Origin of the sequence: Paraburkholderia sp. Ac-20347, assembly GCF_017104805.1 — a bacterium.
In the GTDB taxonomy this organism is placed as follows: Bacteria; Pseudomonadota; Gammaproteobacteria; order Burkholderiales; family Burkholderiaceae; genus Paraburkholderia; species Paraburkholderia tropica.
Genome location: NZ_JAAGPN010000143.1, coordinates 1 through 21,740 on the forward strand (window position 1 = coordinate 1; position 21,740 = coordinate 21,740).

At 64.8% G+C, this 21,740-nt stretch carries 19 protein-coding genes; 12 read left to right on the plus strand and 7 right to left on the minus strand.

Translation table 11 applies throughout. The features are described 5' to 3' along the window. The 4 genes from adiC to G3N97_RS24045 all read right to left on the minus strand — a co-directional run. On the minus strand, positions 1–1,575 hold a 1,575-nt coding region (adiC, locus tag G3N97_RS24030; protein WP_205995442.1), incomplete at its 3' end, for an arginine/agmatine antiporter. 301 nt (positions 1,576–1,876) lie between these two features. Next, entirely contained in the window at positions 1,877–2,068 is a 192-nt protein-coding gene (locus G3N97_RS24035) for a glycine zipper 2TM domain-containing protein (RefSeq protein WP_205995443.1), read from the minus strand. 86 nt (positions 2,069–2,154) lie between these two features. After that, positions 2,155–3,096, minus strand: a complete 942-nt coding sequence (locus tag G3N97_RS24040) for an AEC family transporter (RefSeq protein ID WP_205995444.1) — start codon at positions 3,094–3,096, stop codon at positions 2,155–2,157. A gap of 127 nt (positions 3,097–3,223) precedes the next feature. Then, entirely contained in the window at positions 3,224–4,714 is a 1,491-nt protein-coding gene (locus tag G3N97_RS24045) for a DHA2 family efflux MFS transporter permease subunit (protein WP_065057715.1), read from the minus strand. A gap of 315 nt (positions 4,715–5,029) precedes the next feature. Here G3N97_RS24045 and G3N97_RS24050 point away from each other — a divergent pair, with 315 nt between their 5' ends. Next, positions 5,030–5,482 (plus strand): MarR family transcriptional regulator, encoded by a 453-nt coding sequence (locus tag G3N97_RS24050; RefSeq protein WP_074981386.1) that lies wholly within the window; start codon positions 5,030–5,032, stop codon positions 5,480–5,482. Positions 5,483–5,507: 25 nt separating this feature from the next. Here the strand turns inward: G3N97_RS24050 and speB are convergent, their stop codons facing one another. The 3 genes from speB to G3N97_RS24065 form a co-directional block, all read right to left on the minus strand. Next, on the minus strand, positions 5,508–6,470 hold the full coding sequence (gene speB / locus G3N97_RS24055) for an agmatinase (protein WP_205995445.1): 963 nt from the start codon (positions 6,468–6,470) through the stop codon (positions 5,508–5,510). 89 nt (positions 6,471–6,559) lie between these two features. After that, the gene (locus G3N97_RS24060) at positions 6,560–8,050 is read right to left on the minus strand and encodes an aldehyde dehydrogenase (protein ID WP_205995446.1); all 1,491 of its coding nucleotides are present in this window, start codon (positions 8,048–8,050) and stop codon (positions 6,560–6,562) included. 84 nt (positions 8,051–8,134) lie between these two features. Further along, positions 8,135–8,704 carry a cupin domain-containing protein gene (locus G3N97_RS24065; RefSeq protein WP_205995447.1) on the minus strand — a complete coding sequence of 190 codons (570 nt, stop codon included), beginning with the start codon at positions 8,702–8,704 and terminating at the stop codon, positions 8,135–8,137. A 409-nt stretch (positions 8,705–9,113) separates the two neighbouring features. On the opposite strand from G3N97_RS24065, the gene G3N97_RS39600 reads away from it, so the two are divergent. The 11 genes from G3N97_RS39600 to G3N97_RS24115 form a co-directional block, all read left to right on the plus strand. Next, the gene (locus G3N97_RS39600) at positions 9,114–9,338 is read left to right on the plus strand and encodes a hypothetical protein (protein ID WP_231957831.1); all 225 of its coding nucleotides are present in this window, start codon (positions 9,114–9,116) and stop codon (positions 9,336–9,338) included. Positions 9,339–9,631: 293 nt separating this feature from the next. After that, the gene (locus G3N97_RS24070; protein ID WP_205995448.1) at positions 9,632–10,438 is read left to right on the plus strand and encodes a gamma-glutamyl-gamma-aminobutyrate hydrolase family protein; all 807 of its coding nucleotides are present in this window, start codon (positions 9,632–9,634) and stop codon (positions 10,436–10,438) included. 32 nt (positions 10,439–10,470) lie between these two features. Beyond that, entirely contained in the window at positions 10,471–11,805 is a 1,335-nt protein-coding gene (locus G3N97_RS24075) for a glutamine synthetase family protein (protein WP_065066065.1), read from the plus strand. Positions 11,806–11,824: 19 nt separating this feature from the next. Beyond that, complete coding sequence (locus tag G3N97_RS24080; protein ID WP_205995449.1) at positions 11,825–13,267, plus strand: aspartate aminotransferase family protein; 1,443 nt, start codon at positions 11,825–11,827, stop codon at positions 13,265–13,267. A 78-nt stretch (positions 13,268–13,345) separates the two neighbouring features. Beyond that, the gene (locus tag G3N97_RS24085; protein WP_205995450.1) at positions 13,346–14,467 is read left to right on the plus strand and encodes a polyamine ABC transporter substrate-binding protein; all 1,122 of its coding nucleotides are present in this window, start codon (positions 13,346–13,348) and stop codon (positions 14,465–14,467) included. Positions 14,468–14,774: 307 nt separating this feature from the next. Further along, positions 14,775–15,926 (plus strand): polyamine ABC transporter ATP-binding protein, encoded by a 1,152-nt coding sequence (gene potA / locus G3N97_RS24090; protein ID WP_205995451.1) that lies wholly within the window; start codon positions 14,775–14,777, stop codon positions 15,924–15,926. Between the two features lie 13 nt (positions 15,927–15,939). After that, complete coding sequence (locus tag G3N97_RS24095; protein WP_205995452.1) at positions 15,940–16,908, plus strand: ABC transporter permease subunit; 969 nt, start codon at positions 15,940–15,942, stop codon at positions 16,906–16,908. After that, a complete protein-coding gene (locus G3N97_RS24100; RefSeq protein ID WP_205995453.1) occupies positions 16,905–17,816 on the plus strand; it encodes an ABC transporter permease subunit in 912 nt (303 codons plus the stop codon). Before G3N97_RS24095 ends, G3N97_RS24100 begins: the two co-directional genes overlap by 4 nt. A 157-nt stretch (positions 17,817–17,973) precedes the next feature. Next, positions 17,974–19,581, plus strand: a complete 1,608-nt coding sequence (locus tag G3N97_RS24105) for a DUF3138 family protein (protein ID WP_205995454.1) — start codon at positions 17,974–17,976, stop codon at positions 19,579–19,581. A 63-nt stretch (positions 19,582–19,644) separates the two neighbouring features. Beyond that, entirely contained in the window at positions 19,645–20,937 is a 1,293-nt protein-coding gene (locus G3N97_RS24110) for an FAD-binding oxidoreductase (protein ID WP_205995455.1), read from the plus strand. Positions 20,938–20,950: 13 nt separating this feature from the next. Further along, the coding region (locus G3N97_RS24115; RefSeq protein ID WP_205995456.1) for an FAD-dependent oxidoreductase at positions 20,951–21,740 on the plus strand (790 nt) is incomplete at its 3' end.

The following is a 21,740-nucleotide window of genomic DNA, read 5'->3' on the forward strand; positions in this document are numbered from 1 at the left end:
CGACGGCGTCGGCGACGCGGCCGGCGCAACTGTCGCCACCGGCGCGCTCGCGACGCCCGGCAGCGGCACGCGCGGCCGCAACGTGAGGCCATGATCGCGGCCCACCGAAATCCAGAAGGTCGCGACGAGCGCCACCACGGCGACGCCGAACGACACGTAACGCACCCAGCCGGGCGCGCGCCCGCCAGGATGCAGATGCTTCTCGGCGATCTCGCGCTGGCGATTCACCGACAGCTCGTAGAACACCACCGTCGCGATCACGAAGATCAGCGACCAGCGCGTCTGCTGGCCGTCCGAGCCGACCATCGCCCAGAGCGCGTAGACCGCGCCGATCAGCCCCACGACCGTGTAGAACGAGAACTGATGCGGCGACATCTTCCCGTAGCCGAGCACCTTGATCGCGATGCACGAATAGATGTACGGCAGCAGCGTCATGATCACGGCGATCGACGCGATCTTGCCGAACTGCTCGCTCGCGTTCGGCGACATGGTCGCGAGCACCTGCACGGTCATGATCGCCGCGACGATGGCGAGCCCCACCGAGGGCACGTTCTTCGCATTCACGCGGGCGAAGACGTTGCCGAACAGACCGTCGTCGGCGGCGGCTTTCGCGGTCTGGCCGACCAGCAGCGTCCAGCCGCCGAGCGAGCCGAGACAGCCGAGCGCCGCGCACAGCGCGACCGCGTTCGCCGCCGTGCTGCCGAGCGCGACGCGCGCGGCGTCGGCGAACGGCGCGTTCGAGGCGATCAGCGCCTTGTTCGGGATCATCCCCATGATGACGGTCGAGCTGAGCACGTAGCACACGGCCGCGATCACCACGCCGCCCACGGTCGCGATCGGCACGTTGCGCTGCGGATTCGCCACGACGGCCGTGGACACCGAGGCGCTTTCCACGCCGATGAACGCCCACAGCGTGAAGTTCAGCGTCGAGCCGATCGCGCTGAACGCGTTGCCGCCGCTCACGTTCCAGCCCGACATGTAGACCGCGCCGCTGAACCAGAACCAGCCGAACACCGCCATGCCGACGATCGGAATGAGCGCGATGATCGTCGTGACCGACTGCACGCGCGCGACCACCTGCGGGCCGAGAATGTTCGCGTAGGTCAGCAGCCAGATCACGAAGATCTGCGCGGCGGCGAACGTGAGCGGGTCGCGCAGCGAAGGAAAGAAGTGCGTGAGATAGCCAAGGCCCGCGACCGCGAGCCCGGTGTTGCCGAGCACGTTGGCGAGCCAGTAGATCAGGTTGGTCTGGTAGCCGACGTAGTTGCCGAACGATTTGCGCGCGTAGGCATAGGGGCCGCCCGCGAGCGGCTCGATGGCGGCCAGCTTGGCGAACACGAGCCCGAGCGACACCGCGCCCACCACCGTGATCAGCCAGCCGAAAATGGAAATGCCGCCCGTGGCGGCGAGATTGGCGGGCAGCATGAAGACGCCCGAGCCCATCATGTTGCCGGCCACCATGAGCGTGGCGGCCACGACGCCGATTTTCGGCGCGTCGTTGCTCGCGTTGCTCTCATTGCTGCTCGCGGCGCCGCCCTTTGTCGGGACGATGCCGGTCGATCTCGCGTCAGACATGCGCTCTCCCGAACAGGTGCGATGCAGCCTTGTGGGCTGCGATGACAACCTGGCGAGACGCGTCGGCGCAACGCCTCGCCGTCTGTGCGAAACCGTCGGATTACGGCTTCGAACAGGTAGGAAGAATAGTCTGGCGAGGTACGAAAATAGGTCGATTCAGGTCAGGAATCGCGCGCTTAACGCGACTTCCTGCCTTAAATCAATTCATCTCAATTTTGTACGGCGTAGCGCGGAACGCCCCGAACGACGGCGAACGCACGGCGCGTTCTAGCGTGCGTTCACAGTGCACGAGGCTGCGTGATTACTTGCCGAGTTCGTGCCCGATCACACCGCCCGCGACCGCACCGCCGACCGTGCCGACAGCACTGCCGTTCGTCGCCTTGTTGCCGACATAGCCGCCCGCGGCCGCGCCGCCAAGCGTGCAGGCGCTGCTGCCGAGCGCCACGAGAACGAGGAGCGCGAGCGCCGCGCCGCTGCGAGAAAGCCGCTTCATCGTCAATCTCCTGATCGATGGTGACGGCTAACAGTTAGCAAACCGCGTGCCGCATTCGCATGCTGAATCGCGCCGGATCGCAGCCGTCAGCCGTGATGCAGATGCAGCAGGATCAGCGTGAGCGTGACGAGCGAGCCGAGCGTCGAATGCAGGATCGTGCGCCCGGTCACGTGCGCCTCCCGCTTGTAATACTCCGCGAGCATGAACGGACCGGTGCCGGTGGGCAGCGCGGCGAGCAGCACGGCCGTCTCCACCAGTTGCGGCGAGAGACCGAACACGCGGTCGGCGAGCAGCCACGTGAGCGCGGGCTGCGCCACCAGCTTCGAGAGCGTGAGCCACCACGACGACTCTTTCGGCGCATCGCTTTTCGCGCGGCGCTCGGCGAGGAACAGACCGAGGCTCACCAGCGCGCACGGGCTCGCCGCGCCGCCGAGCAGCTTGAGGAAGGTTTCGGCGCTCGCGGGCATCGTCACGTGCAGGCCGGACATCAGCGCGCCCAGCACCGGCGCGACCAGCAGCGGATTGCGCATGAGCGAGCGCACCACCTTGATCAGCAGACGGTGCGGACGGCGTTCGCTTTGCAGCCCCGTTTCGATCAGCACGATGGCGATGGCGAACAGCACGCACACCACGAGGATCGTCGCGATGGTGGTGGGCGTGAGGCTCGACGGCCCGAACGCGATCATGCAGAGCGGAAAGCCCACGTAACCGGTGTTCGGATAGGCGGCGGCGAGGCCGTCGATGCTCGCGTCGGCGAGCGGGCGGCCGAGGAACAGGCGCACCGCGACCACACCCGCGAACACCGCGAGGCCCGCGATGCCGAACGCGGCCACGAACTCCGGCTGGAAGAGTTCATGCCACGTGGCGTGCGCGAGGATGTCGAACAGCAGCGCGGGCAGCGCGAGCCAGACGACGAAGCGGTTCAGTTCGGAGGCGGCGGCGGGACCGAGCACGCCGAAGCGGCGGCAGGCGAAGCCCGCGAAGATGAGGCCAAAAACGGGCAGCAGGATGGAAACAGCGGAGAGCATCGGAGTTCGCTAAAAGGAGCGGCAAAAAGAGCGGCAAAAAGCATCGCGCGCGGACCGGGCCGCGCGCACGACGGGGTGAAACGGAAAAGAAGCGGCGAGACGGGTTCAGTCCATCGGCAAATCCATCTCAGTCCATGGCCGCGTGGTTCGCCTCGGCCGCGCCCGCGGCGTGCGAGGAAGGCCGGATGAACACCAGCAGCGGGATCACCAGCAACGTGGCGACGAACATCATCTTGAAGTCGTTCAGATACGCAATCATGGTCGCCTGCTGCGTGATCGACTGGTTCAGCACCGCGAGATCGTAGCGCGATCCGGCTTCGAGCATCGGCTGCACCGCGGGGTTGAACGGCGTGATGTTGGCCGCGAGATCCGAATGCGCGACCTGCGTGCCGCGCGTGACGAAAGTCTGCACGATCGAGATGCCGATACTGCTGCCGATGTTGCGCATCAGGCTGTACGTGGCCGTGCCGTCGGCACGCAGTTGCGGCGTGAGCGTGGAAAAGGTCAGCGCCGACAGCGGCACGAACACGAAGCCGAGACCGAAGCCCTGCACCACGCCGGGCCAGACGATATCGGAGGCGGACAGCACGATGGTGTACTGCATCATCTGCCAGAGCGCGTACGCCGACACCACGAAGCCGAACAACAGCATCGCGCGCGCGTCGACGTGCTTGAGCATGCGCCCCGCGATCAGCATGGCGATCATCGTGCCCGCGCCGCTCGGCGCGGTGACGAGGCCGGTAGTGGCGACCGGATAGCCCATCAGGTTCTGCAGCATCGGCGGCAGCAGCGCGCGCGTGGCGTAGAGCACCGCGCCGATCACGAAGATGAAGAACGTGCCGGTGGCGAAATTGCGGTCCTTGAGCAACTGGTAGCGGAAGAACGTCGTCGGCCCGGACGACGCCGTATGCACGATGAAGAACGCGAACGCCAGCACCGCGAGCAGCGCCTCGATGCGGATCTCCAGCGAACCGAACCAGTCGAGCTGCTCGCCGCGGTCGAGCATCGCCTGCAATGCGCCGATGGCGAGCGCGAGCGTGGCGAAGCCGAACAGATCGAAGCGCGATTCGCGCAGCGGCTCGCGCGCGGGCAGGAAGGTCGAGACGCCGAACAGCGCGAACGCACCGATCGGCACGTTGATGAAGAACACCCAACGCCAGTTGTAGCTGTCCGTGAGCCAGCCGCCGAGCGTGGGCCCGAGCACCGGCCCGACCATCACGCCCATGCCCCACACGGCCATGGCCTGGCCCTGGCGCTCGCGCGGATTGATGTCGAGAAGAATCGACTGCGAGAGCGGCACCAGCGACGCGCCGAAAATGCCCTGCAACAAGCGCGAAAGCACGATTTCGCCGAGCGTTTCCGAGAACCCGCACAGCGCCGACGCCAGCGTGAAGCCCGCGATGGCCACGCCCAACAGCTTCTTCACGCCGTACCGGTCGGCCAGCCAGCCCGTGAGCGGCGTGGCGATGGCCGCCGCCACGATGTACGACGTGAGCACCCACGTGATCTCGTCCTGCGAGGCCGAGAGCGTGCCCTGCATATGCGGCAGCGCGACGTTGGCGATCGTGCTGTCGAGCGTCTGCATCAGCGTCGCCAGCATGATCGAAAGCGTGATCATGCCGCGATTCAATGGCGCTTCCGTATGGGGCGCGTCCTTGCGCGGCGCGTCGTCGTGCGGCGGCGCCGGACGCGACGCGGCGGCGCCGTCCTGCGTAACAGCGGTCATCGTGAGCCGTTCGGGTGCGTGGGTGAGCGGTAAGTAAGCGGTCGGGTCAGGTCGAACAGAAATAATAAGCCTGCTTATTATACGAATCCGAAACGCCGGCGCAATCGGGAACAATAGTGACGACGCGGATAAAGAGGGTCGATGCGAAAGAAGAAGCGGCGGCCGCCGCGCGCAGGGCCGCCCACGGCGCGCCCGTATAATCGCGCCATGACTACCGACACTACCGACCTCGAAAAACGCTTTGGCTTCTTGATCGTCGATGTGGGCCGGCTGTACGGCAAACGTTACGACGAGCTGGCGAAGTCGTCGCTCGATCTCACGCGCGCGCAGTGCCGCATGATCGCGTACCTCGCGCACTATGGCGCGATGAACCAGGCGAGTCTGGCGGAGCAGCTGGAAGTGGCGCCCATTTCGGCGGGCCGATTGCTGGAACGCATGGAAGAAGCGGGCTGGGTCGTGCGCACGCCCAATCCCGACGATCGCCGCGAGTTGCTCGCGAGCCTCACGCCCAAAGCGGAAGGCGTGCTGTCCGCCGCGCGCCGCGTGGGCGACGAAGTGCAGGACGAAGCCCTGGCGGGCTTCACACCCGAAGAGGCCGAGCAGTTCAGCAACATGCTCCAGCGCGTGCGGGGCAATCTGAGCGCACTGGTCGAGCGCTAGACGTTCCCGACACGCCTAACAACCCTCAACGCCCCGCGACCTTGCGCTGCCGCCACAGGCACAGCAGATCGCACGCGAGATGCGCGGCGGCCAGCGCCGTGATCTCGCTCTGATCGTAGGCGGGCGCGACCTCCACCACATCCGCGCCGACGAGATTCAGCGCCTCCAGCCCGCGCACGATCGCCAGCGCCTGCGCCGACGACAGCCCGCCCGCCACCGGCGTGCCCGTGCCCGGCGCGAACGCCGGATCGAGACAATCGATATCGAAGGTCAGATACGCGGGCCGCTCGCCCACGATCTCCAGAATGCGTTCGCGCGCTGCGCGCGGACCGTGCTCGTGCACCCACGCGGCGTCGAGCACGTTGATGCCGAGAAAATCGTCGTTCCACGTGCGAATGCCCACCTGCACCGAGGTCCGCGGATCGATCAGCCCTTCTTTCACGGCCTTGTAGAACATCGTGCCGTGATTGAGACTGTCGGGCGCGTCGTCGGGCCAGGTGTCGCAATGCGCGTCGAAGTGAATCAGCGAAAGCGGCTTGCCGTACTTTTCCGCATGCGCGATCAGCAGCGGATAGGTGATGAAGTGATCGCCGCCGAACGTGAGCATCTTCGCGTTCGAACGCAGGATCGCGCGCGCATGCTCGACGATGGCGGGCTTGATGGTCAGCGGATTGTGCGCGTCGAACCAGCAGTCGCCGTAATCGGTCACGGCCAGCGTCTCGAACGGATCGAAACCCCACGGATACGGATGCAGCTCCGCCAGTTGCACGCTCGCCGCGCGCACCGCCGCCGGACCGAGCCGCGCGCCCGAGCGGAACGTCGTGGCCAGATCGAGCGGCACGCCGCTGATCGCCACGTCCACGCCGTCGAGATCGCGCGTGTACGTGCGGCGCATGAACGACAGCACGCCCGCATAGGTGTTTTCGATCGATGAACCGTGCAGCGAGTCGCGGCGGATGGCGCCGTCGCCGTGGAGCGTGGCCGTCATGCAATGCCCTTGTCGTGGAGCGGAGAATGGAGAACGCGGCGGCGCGCGCCGCCGCGCTCACGCTAGACACAGACGCTTAACGCAAACGCTTAACGCAGTCGCACGAGCGTGGACTTCAGCTCGGTGTACTTCTCCAGCGCATGCAGCGACTTGTCGCGCCCGTTGCCCGACTCCTTGAAGCCGCCGAACGGGAAGTTCATGTCGCCGCCTTCGTCGTAGCAGTTGACCCACACGGTGCCTGCACGCAGGCGTCGTGCGATCTCGTGCGCGTTCGTGAGATTCGCGGTCCACACAGCGGCCGCGAGGCCGTAGTCGCTGTCGTTGGCGATACGCACGGCTTCGTCGATCGTACTGAACGTAATCACCGACAACACTGGCCCGAAGATCTCCTCGCGCGCGATACGCGCGTCGTGATGCGTGTCGAACACGGTCGGCTCCACATAGAAGCCGCCGCTCGCTTCGTTCACGCGCTCGCCGCCGTAGAGCAGCTTCGAGTCCTTGCGGCCCGCTTCGATATAGCTCAGCACGCGATCGAGCTGGATCTTGTCGACGATCGCGCCCATCGACACGTCCGGGTCGAGCGGATTGCCAGGCTTGTACGACTTCGCCGCTTCCACGAGCTTCGCGAGGAACACATCCTTGATGTCGCGATGCACGAGCAGACGCGAACCCGCCGTACACATCTCGCCCATGTTGTAGAAGATCGCGCCCGCCGCCGCGTTGGCCGCGCGGTCGAGATCGGGGCAATCGGGCAGCACGATGTTCGGCGACTTGCCGCCCAGTTCGAGCCACACGCGCTTGAGATTCGACTGGCCCGCGTACTGCATGATCTGCTTGCCGACGTTGGTGGAACCGGTGAACGCAATGCAGTCCACGTCGCGATGCAGGCCGAGCAGCTTGCCCGGTTCGCCGCCGCCGGGCAGCACGTTGAATACGCCCGCCGGAATGCCCGCTTCGTGCGCGAGCTGCGCCACGCGAATGGCCGTGAGCGGCGACTTTTCGGAAGGCTTGAGCACCACGCTGTTGCCCGCCGCGAGCGCCGGGCCGAACTTCCACGACGCCATCAGGATCGGGAAATTCCACGGCACCACGGCCGAAACCACGCCGATCGGCTCGCGCGTGACGAGGCCCACGAGATGATGATCGGCGGGCACGACTTCGCCGCCCACCTTGTCGATGGCTTCGGCGAACCACTCCACGCAATACGCGGCGCCCGGCACGTCCACCGTGGTGGTGTCGCCGATCGGCTTGCCCGCGTCGAGCGTTTCGAGCAGCGCGAGTTCGTCCTGGTGCTCGCGCATCAGCGCCGCCCAGCGCTGCAGCACGGCCTTGCGCGCGCGCGGATTGAGCCCGGCCCACACGCCCGCGTCGAAGGCGCGGCGCGCGGCCGCTACCGCTGCGTCGACGTCGGCGGCGCCGCAGTCGGCCACGCTCGCGAGCACGCGGCCGTCGATCGGGCTCACGCAGTCGAAGCTGCGTCCCGAGTACGCGTCGCGATACGCGCCGTCGATAAATGCGCGGCCTTCGATCGACAGCATCGCGGCCTTGTCCTGCCAGTAAGCGAGAGTTTTCTTTTCCATCAGGATGCCTCAATAAATGACGATTCGCCCGGCGTGCCGCGCATCGTATGACGCTGCGGCAGCGGGCGCATCGGTTTCGCGCGATCAGAACGTGGGCGGCGAATTCGCCGACACCACTTCGCAGACGTCGGTCGCGCTGGGATTGCGAAATCGGTGCGGAAGGCGGCTTTCGAAGTAGTAACTGTCGCCGGGGTCGAGCAGCCACGTCGTGCCGTCGACGGTCAGTTCGATCTGGCCGTTAACCACGACGCCGCCCTCGTGCCCCGCGTGAACCAGCATTTCAGGCCCGGTATCCGCGAGCGGCTGATACACCTCGCGCAGAATGCCCATGTTGCGGTCCTTCACGTTCGCGCCCGCCAGATAGAGTTCGATGGACGCGTTGCCGAGATTGGGCATCTCGTCGCGACGCGACACCACGCTCGCGCCCTCGTTCAGATCGAAGGTGAAGAACTCCGCGAGGCTCATCGGAATGCATTCGAGCAGCTTCTTGAGCGATCCGACTGAGGGACTGACACGACTTTGCTCGATCAGCGAAATCGCGCCGTTCGTCACACCCGCGCGTTTGGCGAGTTCGCGCTGCGACAACCCATAGCGCTTGCGCACATAACGCAGGCGCGTGGCGACTTCGGTGGAAACGGATGCGGACTCGGTCACGTCGAAAACCGGTTTGGGTCAGAGAACGCGCATGAGACACAGCAGCGCGGCGCGATAAACGTGTTGAATATTCTAATCAGTTTGCTTTTTTTTGCGTCAGTACAAACCCCTGTAAGTAATTCGAAATATAACGACAGTGCAGCATATTTCGCACTCCACTGTGTTTACGGGCGTCTTGGGGAAAGTGCTGACATAAAAAACGTAAAAAAATAATTGACGGCCTTTTTGACTCGTATATGCTGAAACACAGGTCGATCGAACGATGATTCACAGCATCACATCGCACCGCAACACGCGATCAATGCGCATTACATCGAACGGCACCTATGTTCTGGTTCGCGAAGCGCATTTTGCATACCGCGCGGTGTGATTCAGACAACTGACCAACAAACCCCAGTCGAGTGTAATTGTGAGAGTCCGTGGCCCTCTGGTGAGATGGGATCGAAGTCATGCGAGGTGTCTTCGCAGTGACTGCGCCGCCATCGCCGACGGCTGTAGCGGCAGGCTTGCCTCTCGCCTGCTTCTCTCCGTCTTCACAATCCTTTCCCGCCGGTCCGTCCGGCGCCATAACGCCGTTTCCGCACGCGCCTTTATCGCCGTCCATACGGACGAGGTCGCGTCGCTGCTGCCCTAGCGCCTCTCCTTCCTGCGTCGTTCGTTTTTATCGCCGTGTTGTGCATGCGAGGACTGTTGTCGTCCATACGCGGTGTGCTTGCGCACGTCTGAATACCGTCGCGCCGCATAACGGCAGAAAACGAACCGCCTACATGATCTCCACGCGCAGCGCGATGCGTTAGCGTCGCTCAATTCTGCGCAAACCCGTTTGCAGCCGTGCATGCCGTGCGGTTGCAAGGTCATGTCACGCCTGTTGCGCTTGTGCATGTCGTTTGCAAACGCGCATCAGGAAGAAGAAGTGAACCATTAGTCATGCGAACCAAACCTTTGATTGGCGTTACCGCCGATCGCACGATGATGGGACCGCACGCGTCGCACGTGGCCGGCGAGAAGTACATCGCCGCTGCCGTGGATGGCGCCGGGGCGCTCGCGTTCGTGCTGCCCGCGCTCGGCGAGCGTCAGGCGGCGGCGGACATTCTGGATGCCGTGGACGGACTGCTCTTCACCGGCAGTTACTCGAACGTCGAGCCGCATCGCTACGGCGGCCCGGCGAGCGCCGCGGGCACGCTGCACGATCCGGCGCGCGACGCCACCACCTTGCCGCTGCTGCGCGCCGCCATCGAGGCTGGCGTGCCGGTGCTGGCGATCTGCCGCGGCTTCCAGGAGATGAACGTGGTGTTCGGCGGCACGCTGCATCAGGAAGTGCATGCCGTCGACGGACTGCACGACCACCGCGAGAACAAGGCCGATCCGCTCGATACGCAATATGGTCCGGCGCACACGATCGCGCTCGTCGAAGGCGGGCTGCTGCGCAAGATCGCAGGCGGCGCGCACGAGGCAAGCGTGAATTCGTTGCACGGGCAAGGTATCGACACGCTCGGCCACGGACTCGTTGCGAACGCAACGGCCCCAGACGGACTCATCGAAGCGATCAGTGTGGCGAACGCGCGCGCCTTCGCGCTCGGCGTGCAATGGCACCCCGAGTGGCAGCACGCGCAGAACGCCTTGTCCACCGCCATCTTCCGCGCCTTTGGCGAGGCTTGCCGCGCACGCATGCTGGCCCGAATACCGGGCGGCGCCGCGCATCAGCCCGCACGCGCCCACGCCGCGCACGTCTGAGCCCGGCCCTGAACAGAACAGAGAGAACGAACATGCACGACATCGACGAATTCCTGAAGAAACATCACATTACCGAAATCGAAGCGATCATCCCCGACATGGCGGGTATCGCGCGCGGCAAGATCATTCCGCGCAGCAAGTTCGAATCCGGCGAATCCATGCGCCTGCCGCAAGCCGTGATGATCCAGACCGTGACCGGCGACTATCCGGAAGACGGCACGCTCACCGGCGTCACCGACCCCGACATGGTCTGCGTGCCCGACGCCTCGACCATCCGCATCATTCCGTGGGCCGTCGATCCCACCGCGCAGGTCATTCACGATTGCGTGCATTTCGACGGTTCGCCCGTCGAAATCTCGCCGCGCCGCGTGCTGCGCCGCGTGCTCGAACTCTATGACGCGAAGGGCTGGAAGCCCATCATCGCGCCGGAGCTGGAGTTCTATCTCGTCGACATGAACAAGGATCCGGACATGCCCCTCACGCCGCCGATCGGCCGCACGGGCCGTCCGGAAACGGGCCGCCAGGCGTATTCGATCGAAGCCGTGAACGAATTCGATCCGCTGTTCGAAGACATCTACGAGTACTGCGACGTGCAGGATCTCGAAGTCGATACGCTGATTCACGAAGTCGGCGCGGCGCAGATGGAAATCAACTTCATGCACGGCGAGCCGCTGGGCCTCGCGGACCGCGTGTTCCTCTTCAAGCGCACCGTGCGCGAAGCCGCGCTGCGTCACCATATGTACGCCACCTTCATGGCGAAGCCGATGGAGAACGAGCCGGGTTCGGCCATGCACATTCACCAGAGCCTCGTCTCGGCGGAAAGCGGCCAGAACCTGTTCACCGGCGCGGACGGCAAGCCCACCGACATGTTCCATGCGTACATCGCGGGCCTGCAGAAGTACACGCCGGCGCTGATGCCGATCTTCGCGCCGTACATCAATTCGTATCGCCGCCTGTCGCGCTTCATGGCCGCGCCGATCAACGTGGCGTGGGGCTACGACAACCGCACCGTGGGCTTCCGCGTGCCGTATTCGTCGCCGGCCGCACGCCGCGTCGAGAACCGCATTCCGGGCGTGGACACGAATCCGTACCTCGCCATCGCCGCGACGCTCGCAGCCGGCTATCTGGGCATGACGCAGCACCTCAAGCCCACCGAGCCGCTCGTGAGCGACGGCTACTCGCTGCCCTACCAGTTGCCGCGCAATCTGGAAGAAGGCCTCACGCTGATGGGCGCGAGCGAGCCGCTGATGGGCATCCTCGGCGAGAAGTTCGTGCGCGCGTATCTCGCGCTCAAGGAAACCGAATACGAAGCGTATTTCCGCGTGATCAGTTCGTGGGAACGCAAGCACCTGCTGCTGCACGTGTAACGAGAAAGGAGACATTGCAATGAGCTATCGAATCGACGCCCCCGCCAGCGCGCTTCAGGAAGCGCCGACGACGCTGCGCGCACAGGCCGCGCAAGGCGCACGCACGACCGCTGAATATCGCGCGCTGGACGCCGCGCATCACATCCATCCGTTCTCGGACATGGGCTCGCTCAACAAGTCGGGCAGCCGCGTGATCGTGAAGGCCAAGGGCGTGTACCTGTGGGACTCGGACGGCAACCAGATCATCGACGGCATGGCCGGTCTGTGGTGCGTGAACGTGGGCTATGGCCGCAAGGAACTCGCCGACGCCGCCTACGAGCAGATGCAGCAACTGCCGTTCTACAACACGTTCTTCAAGACCACGCATCCGCCGGTGATCGAACTCTCGGCGCTGCTCGCCGAAGTCTCGCCGGAGCCGTTCAACCACTTCTTCTATTGCAACAGCGGCTCGGAAGGCAACGACACCGTGCTGCGCATCGTGCATCAGTACTGGCTCACGCAGGGCAAGCCGTCGAAGAAGATCGTGATCTCGCGCCGCAACGCGTATCACGGTTCGACCATCGCGGGCGGCACGCTCGGCGGCATGGGCTACATGCACGAGCAGATGCCTTCGAAGGTCGAGAACATCGTCCATATCGATCAACCGTATTTCTACGGCGAAGCCGAGGGCAACATGACGCCCGAGGAATTCGGCCTCGCGCGCGCCCAGCAGCTCGAAGCGAAGATTCTCGAAGTGGGCGCGGAGAACGTGGCCGCGTTCATCGGCGAGCCGTTCCAGGGCGCGGGCGGCGTGATCTTCCCGGCCTCGACCTACTGGCCGGAAATCCAGCGCATCTGCCGCAAGTACGACATTCTGCTGTGCGCCGACGAAGTGATCGGCGGCTTCGGCCGCACGGGCGAATGGTTCGCGCATCAGCACTTCGGTTTCGAGCCTGACCTCATCACGATGGCCAAGGGCCTCACGAGCGGTTATGTGCCGATGGGCGCGGTGGGCCTTCACGACCGCGTGGCCAAGGCGCTGATCGAGAACGGCGACTTCAATCACGGCCTCACGTACTCGGGTCATCCGGTGGCCGCCGCCGTGGCCGTCGCGAACCTGAAGCTGCTGCGCGACGAGAAGATCGTCGAGCGCGTGAAGACCGATACGGGTCCGTACTTCCAGCAGCAGTTGCGCGAGACCTTCGCGAATCATCCGATCGTCGGCGACATTTCGGGCGCGGGTCTGGTGGCCGGTCTGCAACTCGCCGAAGACCCGAAGACGCGCAAGCGCTTCGCGAACGGCGGCGACGTGGGCACGATCTGCCGCGACTTCTGCTTCAACGGCAACCTCATCATGCGCGCCACCGGCGACCGCATGCTGCTCTCGCCGCCGCTCGTCATCACGCGCGGCGAGATCGACGAAATCGTGTCGAAGGCGAAGAAGGCCGTCGACGCCACCGCGCAGCAACTGGGATTTTCGTAACGCAGTCACCACCGGGCCGGCGGCGCACAACGGGGTGCGGGCGCCGCCCGCCAACCTTCATCACCTGGGGAAATCAACATGAGTGTCAGACATCTTCGTCATGCCGTCGCACTGGCCGCGCTCGCCGTCTGCGCGGGTCTCACGGCAACTTCGAGCCAGCCGGCTCGCGCCGCGGACGACACACTGAACGTCTACAACTGGTCCGACTACATCGCGAAAGACACGATCCCGAACTTCGAAAAGCAGACGGGCATTCACGTCAAGTACGACAACTACGATAGCGACGACACCTTGCAGGCCAAGCTGCTCGCGGGCAGCTCGGGTTACGACATCGTCGTGCCCACGTCGAACTACATGGCCAAGCAGATTCAGGCCGGCGTGTACCAGAAGCTCGACAAGTCGAAGCTCCCCAATCTCTCGAACCTCGATCCGGTGCTCATGCACATGATCGCGGACGCCGATCCGGGCAATCAGTACGGCGTGCCCTGGGCCTACGGCACCGACGGCATCGGCTACAACCAGGAAGCCATCGAGAAGGCGCTCGGCACGAGCGCGCCCGTCGACAGCTGGTCGCTGATTTTCGATCCGGCCAATCTCTCGAAGCTCAAGGGCTGCGGCGTGTCGTTCCTCGACCAGGCCGCCGACGTGTTCGCCGCCACGCTGCAATACATGGGCAAGAACCCGAACAGCACGAATCCGGCCGACTATCAGGCCGCTTTCGAAGTGCTGAAGAAAGTCCGCCCGTACATCACGCAGTTCAATTCGTCGGGCTACATCAACGACCTCGTGAACAACGACATCTGCGTGGCCTTCGCCTGGTCGGGCGACGTCGGCATCGCGCATCGCCGCGCCGAGGAAGCCAAGCGCTCGTATCACATCAAGTTCGGCAACCCGAAGGAAGGCGGCCTGCTGTGGTTCGACGTGATGGTGATCCCGAAGGATGCACCGCACCCCGAAGCCGCGCTCAAGTGGATCAACTACATCCAGGATCCGAAGGTCAACGCGGCGATCACCAACGAAGTGTTCTATCCGACCGCCAACAAGGCCGCGCGCCAGTTCGTGACGCCTTCGGTGGCGCAGGACCCGACCGTGTATCCGGGCGACGAAGTCCTCAAGAAGATGACGCTGATGAAGCCGATGCCGGCCGAAATCCTGCGCCTCGAAAACCGCCTGTGGTCGCAGTTGAAGACGGGCCACTAACCAGGCCACCAGGCGCATAACAGGAGAAGGAAGGAGACACCGCGCGGAAGAGGGATCGCTCGACCCCTCGCCGCCACCAAGAAAGTCCGCTGTCTGAAGTCCGGCTGTGCGCGCCGCCCCCTTTCCCCGGCAACGCGCCAGCCTCCACCGAGCTCCGTTCGCAGTACTGACGTCCGCGAGTCGCCTTGTGCGCCCCGTGCGGGGCGACTCGCGCCCGCGATTTGCAAAACCGCCGCGAGACAACAGGCAAACAGGCAAACCGCGCGACGACGCGCAGTGCCGCGATCAGAAAGGAAACCGTTACATCATGAATTCGACGTCCCAAGTCCACGCCTCCGAAGCCGCGCAACCGGGCGCGCAGGCCACCTCCCGCGACGCTTTCGTGCGTATCGAAAACGTCGTCAAGAAGTTCGGCGACAGCGTCGCCGTGAACAACGTCAGCCTGAACATCGCGAAGAACGAACTGTTCGCGCTGCTCGGCAGTTCGGGCTGCGGCAAGTCCACGCTGTTGCGCATGCTCGCCGGGCTGGAAACGGCCACCTCGGGCAAGATCTTCGTCGATGGCGAGGACCTCGCGGCGCTGCCGCCCTATCGCCGTCCGGTCAACATGATGTTCCAGTCGTATGCGCTCTTTCCGCATATGAGCGTGGAATCGAACGTCGCGTTCGGCCTCAAGCAGGAAGGCGTGCCGAAGAACGAAATCCGGGATCGCGTGGCCGATGCGCTCAATCTCGTGCAGATGAGCCGCTACGCGAAGCGCAAGCCGCATCAGCTCTCGGGCGGCCAGCAGCAGCGCGTCGCGCTCGCGCGTTCGCTCGTCAAGCGCCCCAAGCTGCTGCTGCTCGACGAACCGATGTCGGCGCTCGATAAGAAGATCCGCCAGAAGACCCAGCTCGAACTCGTGAACATCATCGAGAAGGTCGATGTCACCTGCGTGATGGTCACGCACGATCAGGAAGAAGCGATGACGATGGCCAATCGTCTCGCGGTCATGAGCGAAGGCCGCATCGTGCAGATCGGCTCGCCCAACGAAGTCTACGAATTCCCCAACAGCCGCTTCTCGGCCGAGTTCATCGGCTCGACCAATCTGTTCGAAGGCAAGGTGGTCGAGGACGAACCCGATCACATCTACGTCGAGAGCGAAGACCTCGAAACGCGCATGTACGTGAGCCACGGCGTGACCGGCCCGCTCGGCATGCCGGTCGGCATTTCGGTGCGCCCCGAGCGCGTGCGCGTGACGCGCGACAAGCCGGGCACGCAGACGAACTGGGCGCGCGGCGTCGTGACGGACGTGGCCTACATGGGCAGCTATTCGCTCTATCACGTGCGCCTGCCGGGCGGCAAGGTGGTGGTGTCGAACCTGTCCAGCTCGCATCTGATGAACGAAGGCGCACCGGCCTGGAACGACGACGTGTATGTGTCGTGGTCGCCCGCCAGCGGCGTCGTGCTCACGCAATAACGGAGATGCCGACATGAGTACGTCCCTGCCCTCCTCGCCCTCCGTGCCGTCGCGCAGCAGCGCGTCGCGCGGCGTGCTCGCGCGCGTGTTCTCGCGCTTCGTGCCTTCGGGCCGCACCACGGTGATCGGCGTGCCGTTCCTGTGGCTCGCGCTGTTCTTCGCGCTGCCTTTCGTGCTGGTGCTCAAGATCAGCTTCGCCGACCAGGTCATGGGCATTCCGCCCTACTCGAATCTGGTCGAGATGAAAGACGGCATGGTGCATCTGGCCTTGCAGCTTTCGCACTACGCGTTCCTGCTGCAGGACAGCCTGTACATCGCCACCTACATCAGCTCGCTGAAGATGGCGGCGGTCTCGACGATCTTCTGCCTGTTGATCGGCTATCCGATCGCCTACTACATCGCGCGCTCGAATCCGGCCACGCGCAACGTGCTGATGATGGCCGTGATGCTGCCGTTCTGGACGTCGTTCCTGATTCGCGTCTACGCGTGGATCGGCATTCTCAAGGACGACGGCCTGCTCAATCACGCGCTGATCGCCATCGGCCTGATTCACTCGCCGCTGCGGCTCTATCACAGCGACGCGGGCGTCTATATCGGCATGGTCTATTCGTATCTGCCGTTCATGGTGATGCCGCTCTACGCGCACCTCGTGAAGATGGACCTCACGCTGCTCGAAGCCGCGTACGACCTCGGCGCGAAGCCGTGGGTCGCGTTCACGCGGATCACGCTGCCGCTCTCGAAGAACGGGATCATCGCGGGCAGCCTGCTCGTCTTCATTCCGGCGGTCGGCGAATACGTGATTCCCGAACTGCTCGGCGGCGCCGACACGCTAATGATCGGCCGCGTCATGTGGGACGAGTTCTTCAACAACATGGACTGGCCGATGGCGTCCGCTGTCACGGTCGCGATGGTGCTGCTGCTGCTCGTGCCGATGGCCGTGTTCCAGTACTACCAGGTCAAGGAACTGGAGGAAGGCAAATGATCAAGCCCAATCGCACGCTCTCGACCAGCGTTCTCACTTTCGGCTTTCTGTTCCTCTATATCCCGATCATCAGCCTCGTCGTGTACTCGTTCAACGAGTCGAAGCTCGTGACGGTGTGGTCCGGCTTCTCGCTCAAGTGGTACGCGGCGCTGCTGCAGGACGACGAGTTGCTGAGCGCCGCCTGGCTCTCGCTGAAGATCGGTCTGATGACGGCGTTCGCCTCGGTGGTGATCGGCACGTGGGCGGGCTTCGTGCTCGCGCGCATGGGCCGCTTCCGCGGCTTCACGCTCTACACCGGCATGATCAACGCGCCGCTCGTGATTCCCGAAGTGATCCAGGGCATCTCGCTGCTGCTGCTGTTCGTGGCGCTCCAGCAGATGATCGGCTGGCCCGCCGGGCGCGGCATCCTCACGATCTGGATCGGCCACGTGATGCTCTGCGTGTCGTACGTCGCGATCATCGTGCAGTCGCGCGTGAAGGAGATGAACAAGTCGCTCGAAGAGGCCGCGCTCGATCTCGGCGCCACGCCGCTGAAGGTGTTCTTCGTCATCACGCTGCCGTTGATCTCGCAGGCGCTGCTCTCCGGCTGGCTGCTCTCGTTCACGCTCTCGATCGACGACCTCGTGCTCTCCGCGTTCCTCTCCGGTCCCGGCTCGACCACGCTGCCGCTCGTCGTGTTCTCGCGCGTGCGTCTCGGCCTGAATCCGGAAATGAACGCGCTCGCCACGCTCTTCATCACGGCCGTGACGATCGGCGTGATCGCGGTGAATCAGTTGATGAGCGCACGCGAGAAGAAGCGTCTGCGCGACATGCAGATGGCCTTCACGCAGCCCGATCCCGCCGAAACCGCCAGCGTCGCTTCACCGGCCGGCGCGGTCGGCGCACCGATCGGACGGCGCGCGGCCTGAAGCGATTTTTTGAAGTACGACGTGAACCTCGTGCAGAGCCTGAGAGTTTGACAACAAGACGGCGCGCCTCGCGCGCGCCGCGTGCAACGGCCCGCCGCAAGAAAAGCAAGAACGCCTCGAAGTGTTTGCAATAACGACCCAATAAGGAGAATTGTCGATGAAGAAGAAGTTAATCTGTCTGCTGGTGGCCGGGGCACTGCCGGGGCTCGCTTTCGCGGACTCGACCAGCGATCAGATCAAGGCCCTCCAGGCACAGTTGAATGCCCTGCAAAAAGAGGTGAAATCGCTCAAGAGCGAAATCGCCAGTTCGAAGAGCACGGCGAAGGCGTCGTCGAAGACGGCCACGGCTTCCGCGGGCGGCGCGGCGGTCGCCACGGCAAGCACCGCGGAAGCGGCGCCCGTCGATATCAGCTCGCCCGACTACGGCAAGGCGCCCGCTCGCCTGACCAACGACGACGTCGATTCGATGAAGCAGCAGATCGCGAGCCAGCAGCTGAAGGTCGATTCGCTCAGCGACGCGGCCAATACCGGACCGATCGCGGGCCTCTCGATCACCGGCTATATCGACCCATCGTACATTTACAACCGCGCGCCGGGCACCTCGTCGTTCCTGTTCGCGAATCACGAGAACTCGTACAACTACTTCAACAGCACGTTCGGCGATCTCTACCTCGACATCAAGAAGACCTTCGGTGTCGGCCCGATGGCGCCGTCCGCCGAAATCACGCTCATGCCGAACCGCGGCAACGGCATCACGCTGCTCGCGAACGAACACGGCGACATCGGCAACAACATCCTGAACACGGCGGTCGTCACGGTGCCGATCACGGCCACGCAGACCTTCGTCGCCGGTCTGATGCCGAGCTTCGGCGGCTACGAGGTGCAGCAATCGAATCAGATGCTGACCCTCACGCACAACCTGCTGTACGACTTCTCGGATCCGGGCAGCTACGTGGGCGTGGGCTGGAACTACACGCCGGACGGCAGCCAGTGGGCCTTCAAGTTCATGCTGGGCAACGAGCAGTACCGCACCTACGGCGCGGTCACGCAGACCGGCACGAACGCGCTGGGCGACCCGATCACGACCAGCAACAAGATCCCGACCTTCACGGCGCGCGCGGACTACACGATGTCGAGCGCGCTCGATATCGGCGGTTCGTTCAACATCGGCCGCCAGACGCTGTCGAGCGCGACCAATTCGGACGGTCAGGTGGTCTACGGTCCGGGCGGCCAGGCCACGAGTTCGGGCGGCTACTTCTTCTTCGGCGAAGTCGATGCGACCTACACGCTCGCGGACATCCAGTACAACGCCGAAGTCGATTACGGCCAGCAGCAGCGCGCCGCGTTCAACGGCGGCAACGCGCAGTGGTACGGTCTCTCGCTGCTCGCGCACCGCAAGTTCAACGCACCGGTCGTGGGCCGCATGGGCGTGACCGCGCGTTACGACCTGCTCGCCGACAGCAAGAACGGCGGCGGCGGCGGCGGCGTGGCGCTCAACGGCAACGGCATGGATCCGTACAACGGCTTCGGCATCGGCGCGGACTGCCTCGCGAATTCGCAGGCGGGCGGCGGTTACGGCTTCGAGTGCAAGGGCGCGGTACGCCAGGACGTCGCGCTCGACCTGCTGTTCTACCCGACGCAGCAGATCACCGTGAAGGTCGAATATCGCCACGACTGGGCCTCGCAGAAGGTGTTCCTGCGCAACGACGGCTCGTACAGCAAGAGCAACGACTTGCTGGGCGCGCAGTTCATCTACGCGTTCTGACGCGTATGCGGCGGGCGGCAGGCCTCGCGCCTGCGCCCGCCGTTTTTTTCGCACGCATTTCCTATGCTCAAATTCGCCAATCAACCTCATGCGCCGTCGTGGTACGCGGCCACCGCCAACGACGCCACCCGCCATCCGTCTTTGCAAGGCACGCTCGACGCCGATGTCTGCGTGATCGGCGCGGGCCTCACGGGCGTCTCCACCGCGCTCAATCTCGCGGAACGCGGCTATCGCGTCGCGCTGCTCGAAGCGTCGAAAGTCGGATGGGCCGCGAGCGGACGCAACGGCGGCCAGTTGATCGGCGGCTTCGCCTGCGGCATCGACACGTTCGCGCAGTTCATGAACGAAGGCGAAGTCAGGCAGATGTGGGACATGGGCCTCGAAACGCTCGACATCGTGAAGTCGCGCGTGGCGAAGCACAACATCGACTGCGCGCTCACGGAAGGCTATTTCACCGCCGCGAACAAGGCGCGCGACGTCGACGAACTCAAGCGCTGGCGCGACGACGCCGCGCGACGCTTCGGCTACGACCGCTTCCGTTACGTCGACGCCGACGGCGTGGGCCGTTTCGTGCAATCGGGCCGCTATCCGGGCGGCCTTTACGATCCGGACAGCGGCCATCTGCATCCGCTCAACTACACGCTCGGCCTCGCGCGCGCGGCGCGCGAAGCGGGCGTGCAGATCTTCGAAGACAGCGCGGTCACGCGCATTCGCGACGAAGCGGGCGCGCACGTGATCGAAACGGAACAGGGCAAGGTGCGCGCGAAGTTCGTCGTGCTCGCGTGCAATACGTATCTGGGCGAGCTCGCGCCGGCGCTCGCGCGCAAGATCATGCCGGTCGGCACCTATGTGATCGCCACCGAACCGCTCGGCGAGACGCGCATGAATGCGCTGATGCCCGCGCAGGCCGCCGTGTGCGACAGCCGCTTCGTGCTCGACTACTTCCGCCCCGCGCCCGACACGCGGCTGCTGTGGGGCGGCAAAGTGAGCTATTCGACCTTCGCGCCGCCGAATCTCGGCGAAGCGATGCGCCGCGACATGCTCAAGACCTTTCCGCAACTCGCCGACGTGAAGGTCGATTACGCGTGGGGCGGCTACGTCGATATCACCATGAATCGCGCGCCGCATTTTGGCCGCGTCTCGCCCACGGTATATTTCGCGCAGGGGTTTTCCGGGCACGGCGTGAACACCACGGGTCTCGCGGGTCAGTTGATCGCCGAGGCGATACACGGCCAGGCCGCGCGCTTCGACCTGTTCGGCAAGATCCGTCACCGCGACTTTCCTGGCGGCGCTACCCTGCGGACCCCGGCCCTCGTGCTCGCGATGGCCTGGTATCGAATGAAGGACCTGCTTTGATGGATCTGAACCGATGAAACTCGACCTCGACGCCCAGGCGGACGTGCTCGCCCGCCACTCGTACTACGAAGCCTCCGTCACGCGCCCCGCCGCCGACGACCCGGTGCTCGACGGCGCGCTCGACGCCGACGTCTGCGTGATCGGCGCGGGCTTCGCGGGCCTCTCGGTCGCACTCGAATGCCGCGCGCGCGGGCTCTCCGTCGTGGTGCTCGACGCGCATCGTCCGGGCTGGGGCGCGTCGGGCCGCAACGGCGGACAGACGCTCGTCGGCTTCGCGAAGGACGAAGTGCTCGAACAGCAGCTCGGGCCGCAAGGCATGCGCGCGGCGTGGGCGCTCTCGATTCAGGGCGTGGAACTCGTGAAGGAGCGCATCGCGCGCTACGGCATCGACTGCGATTTCACCTCGGGCTACGTGACGGTCGCGACCAAACCGAAGCGCGTGCCGGGCCTGCGTTCATGGATGGACGCCGCGAGCGAGCGCTGGGGCTACGACAAGCTCGAATGGCTCGACACCGACGCCACGCGCGCGCGCGTGAATTCGCAAAGCTATCTCGCGGGCGTCTACGATCCGCTGTCGGGGCATCTGCATCCGCTCAAATACTGCCTCGGTCTCGCCGATGCCGCGCGCAAGGAAGGCGCGCAACTGTACGCGCATTCGCGCGTCACCTCGGTCGTGCGCGGCGCGCAGCCCGTGGTGAGGACCGCGCGCGGCGAAGTGCGCTGCCGCTTCGTGGTGTCGTGCTGCAACGCCGCGCCGGGCGGCGTGCTGCCCGCGCCCGTGGAAGCGCGCATCGCGCCGATCG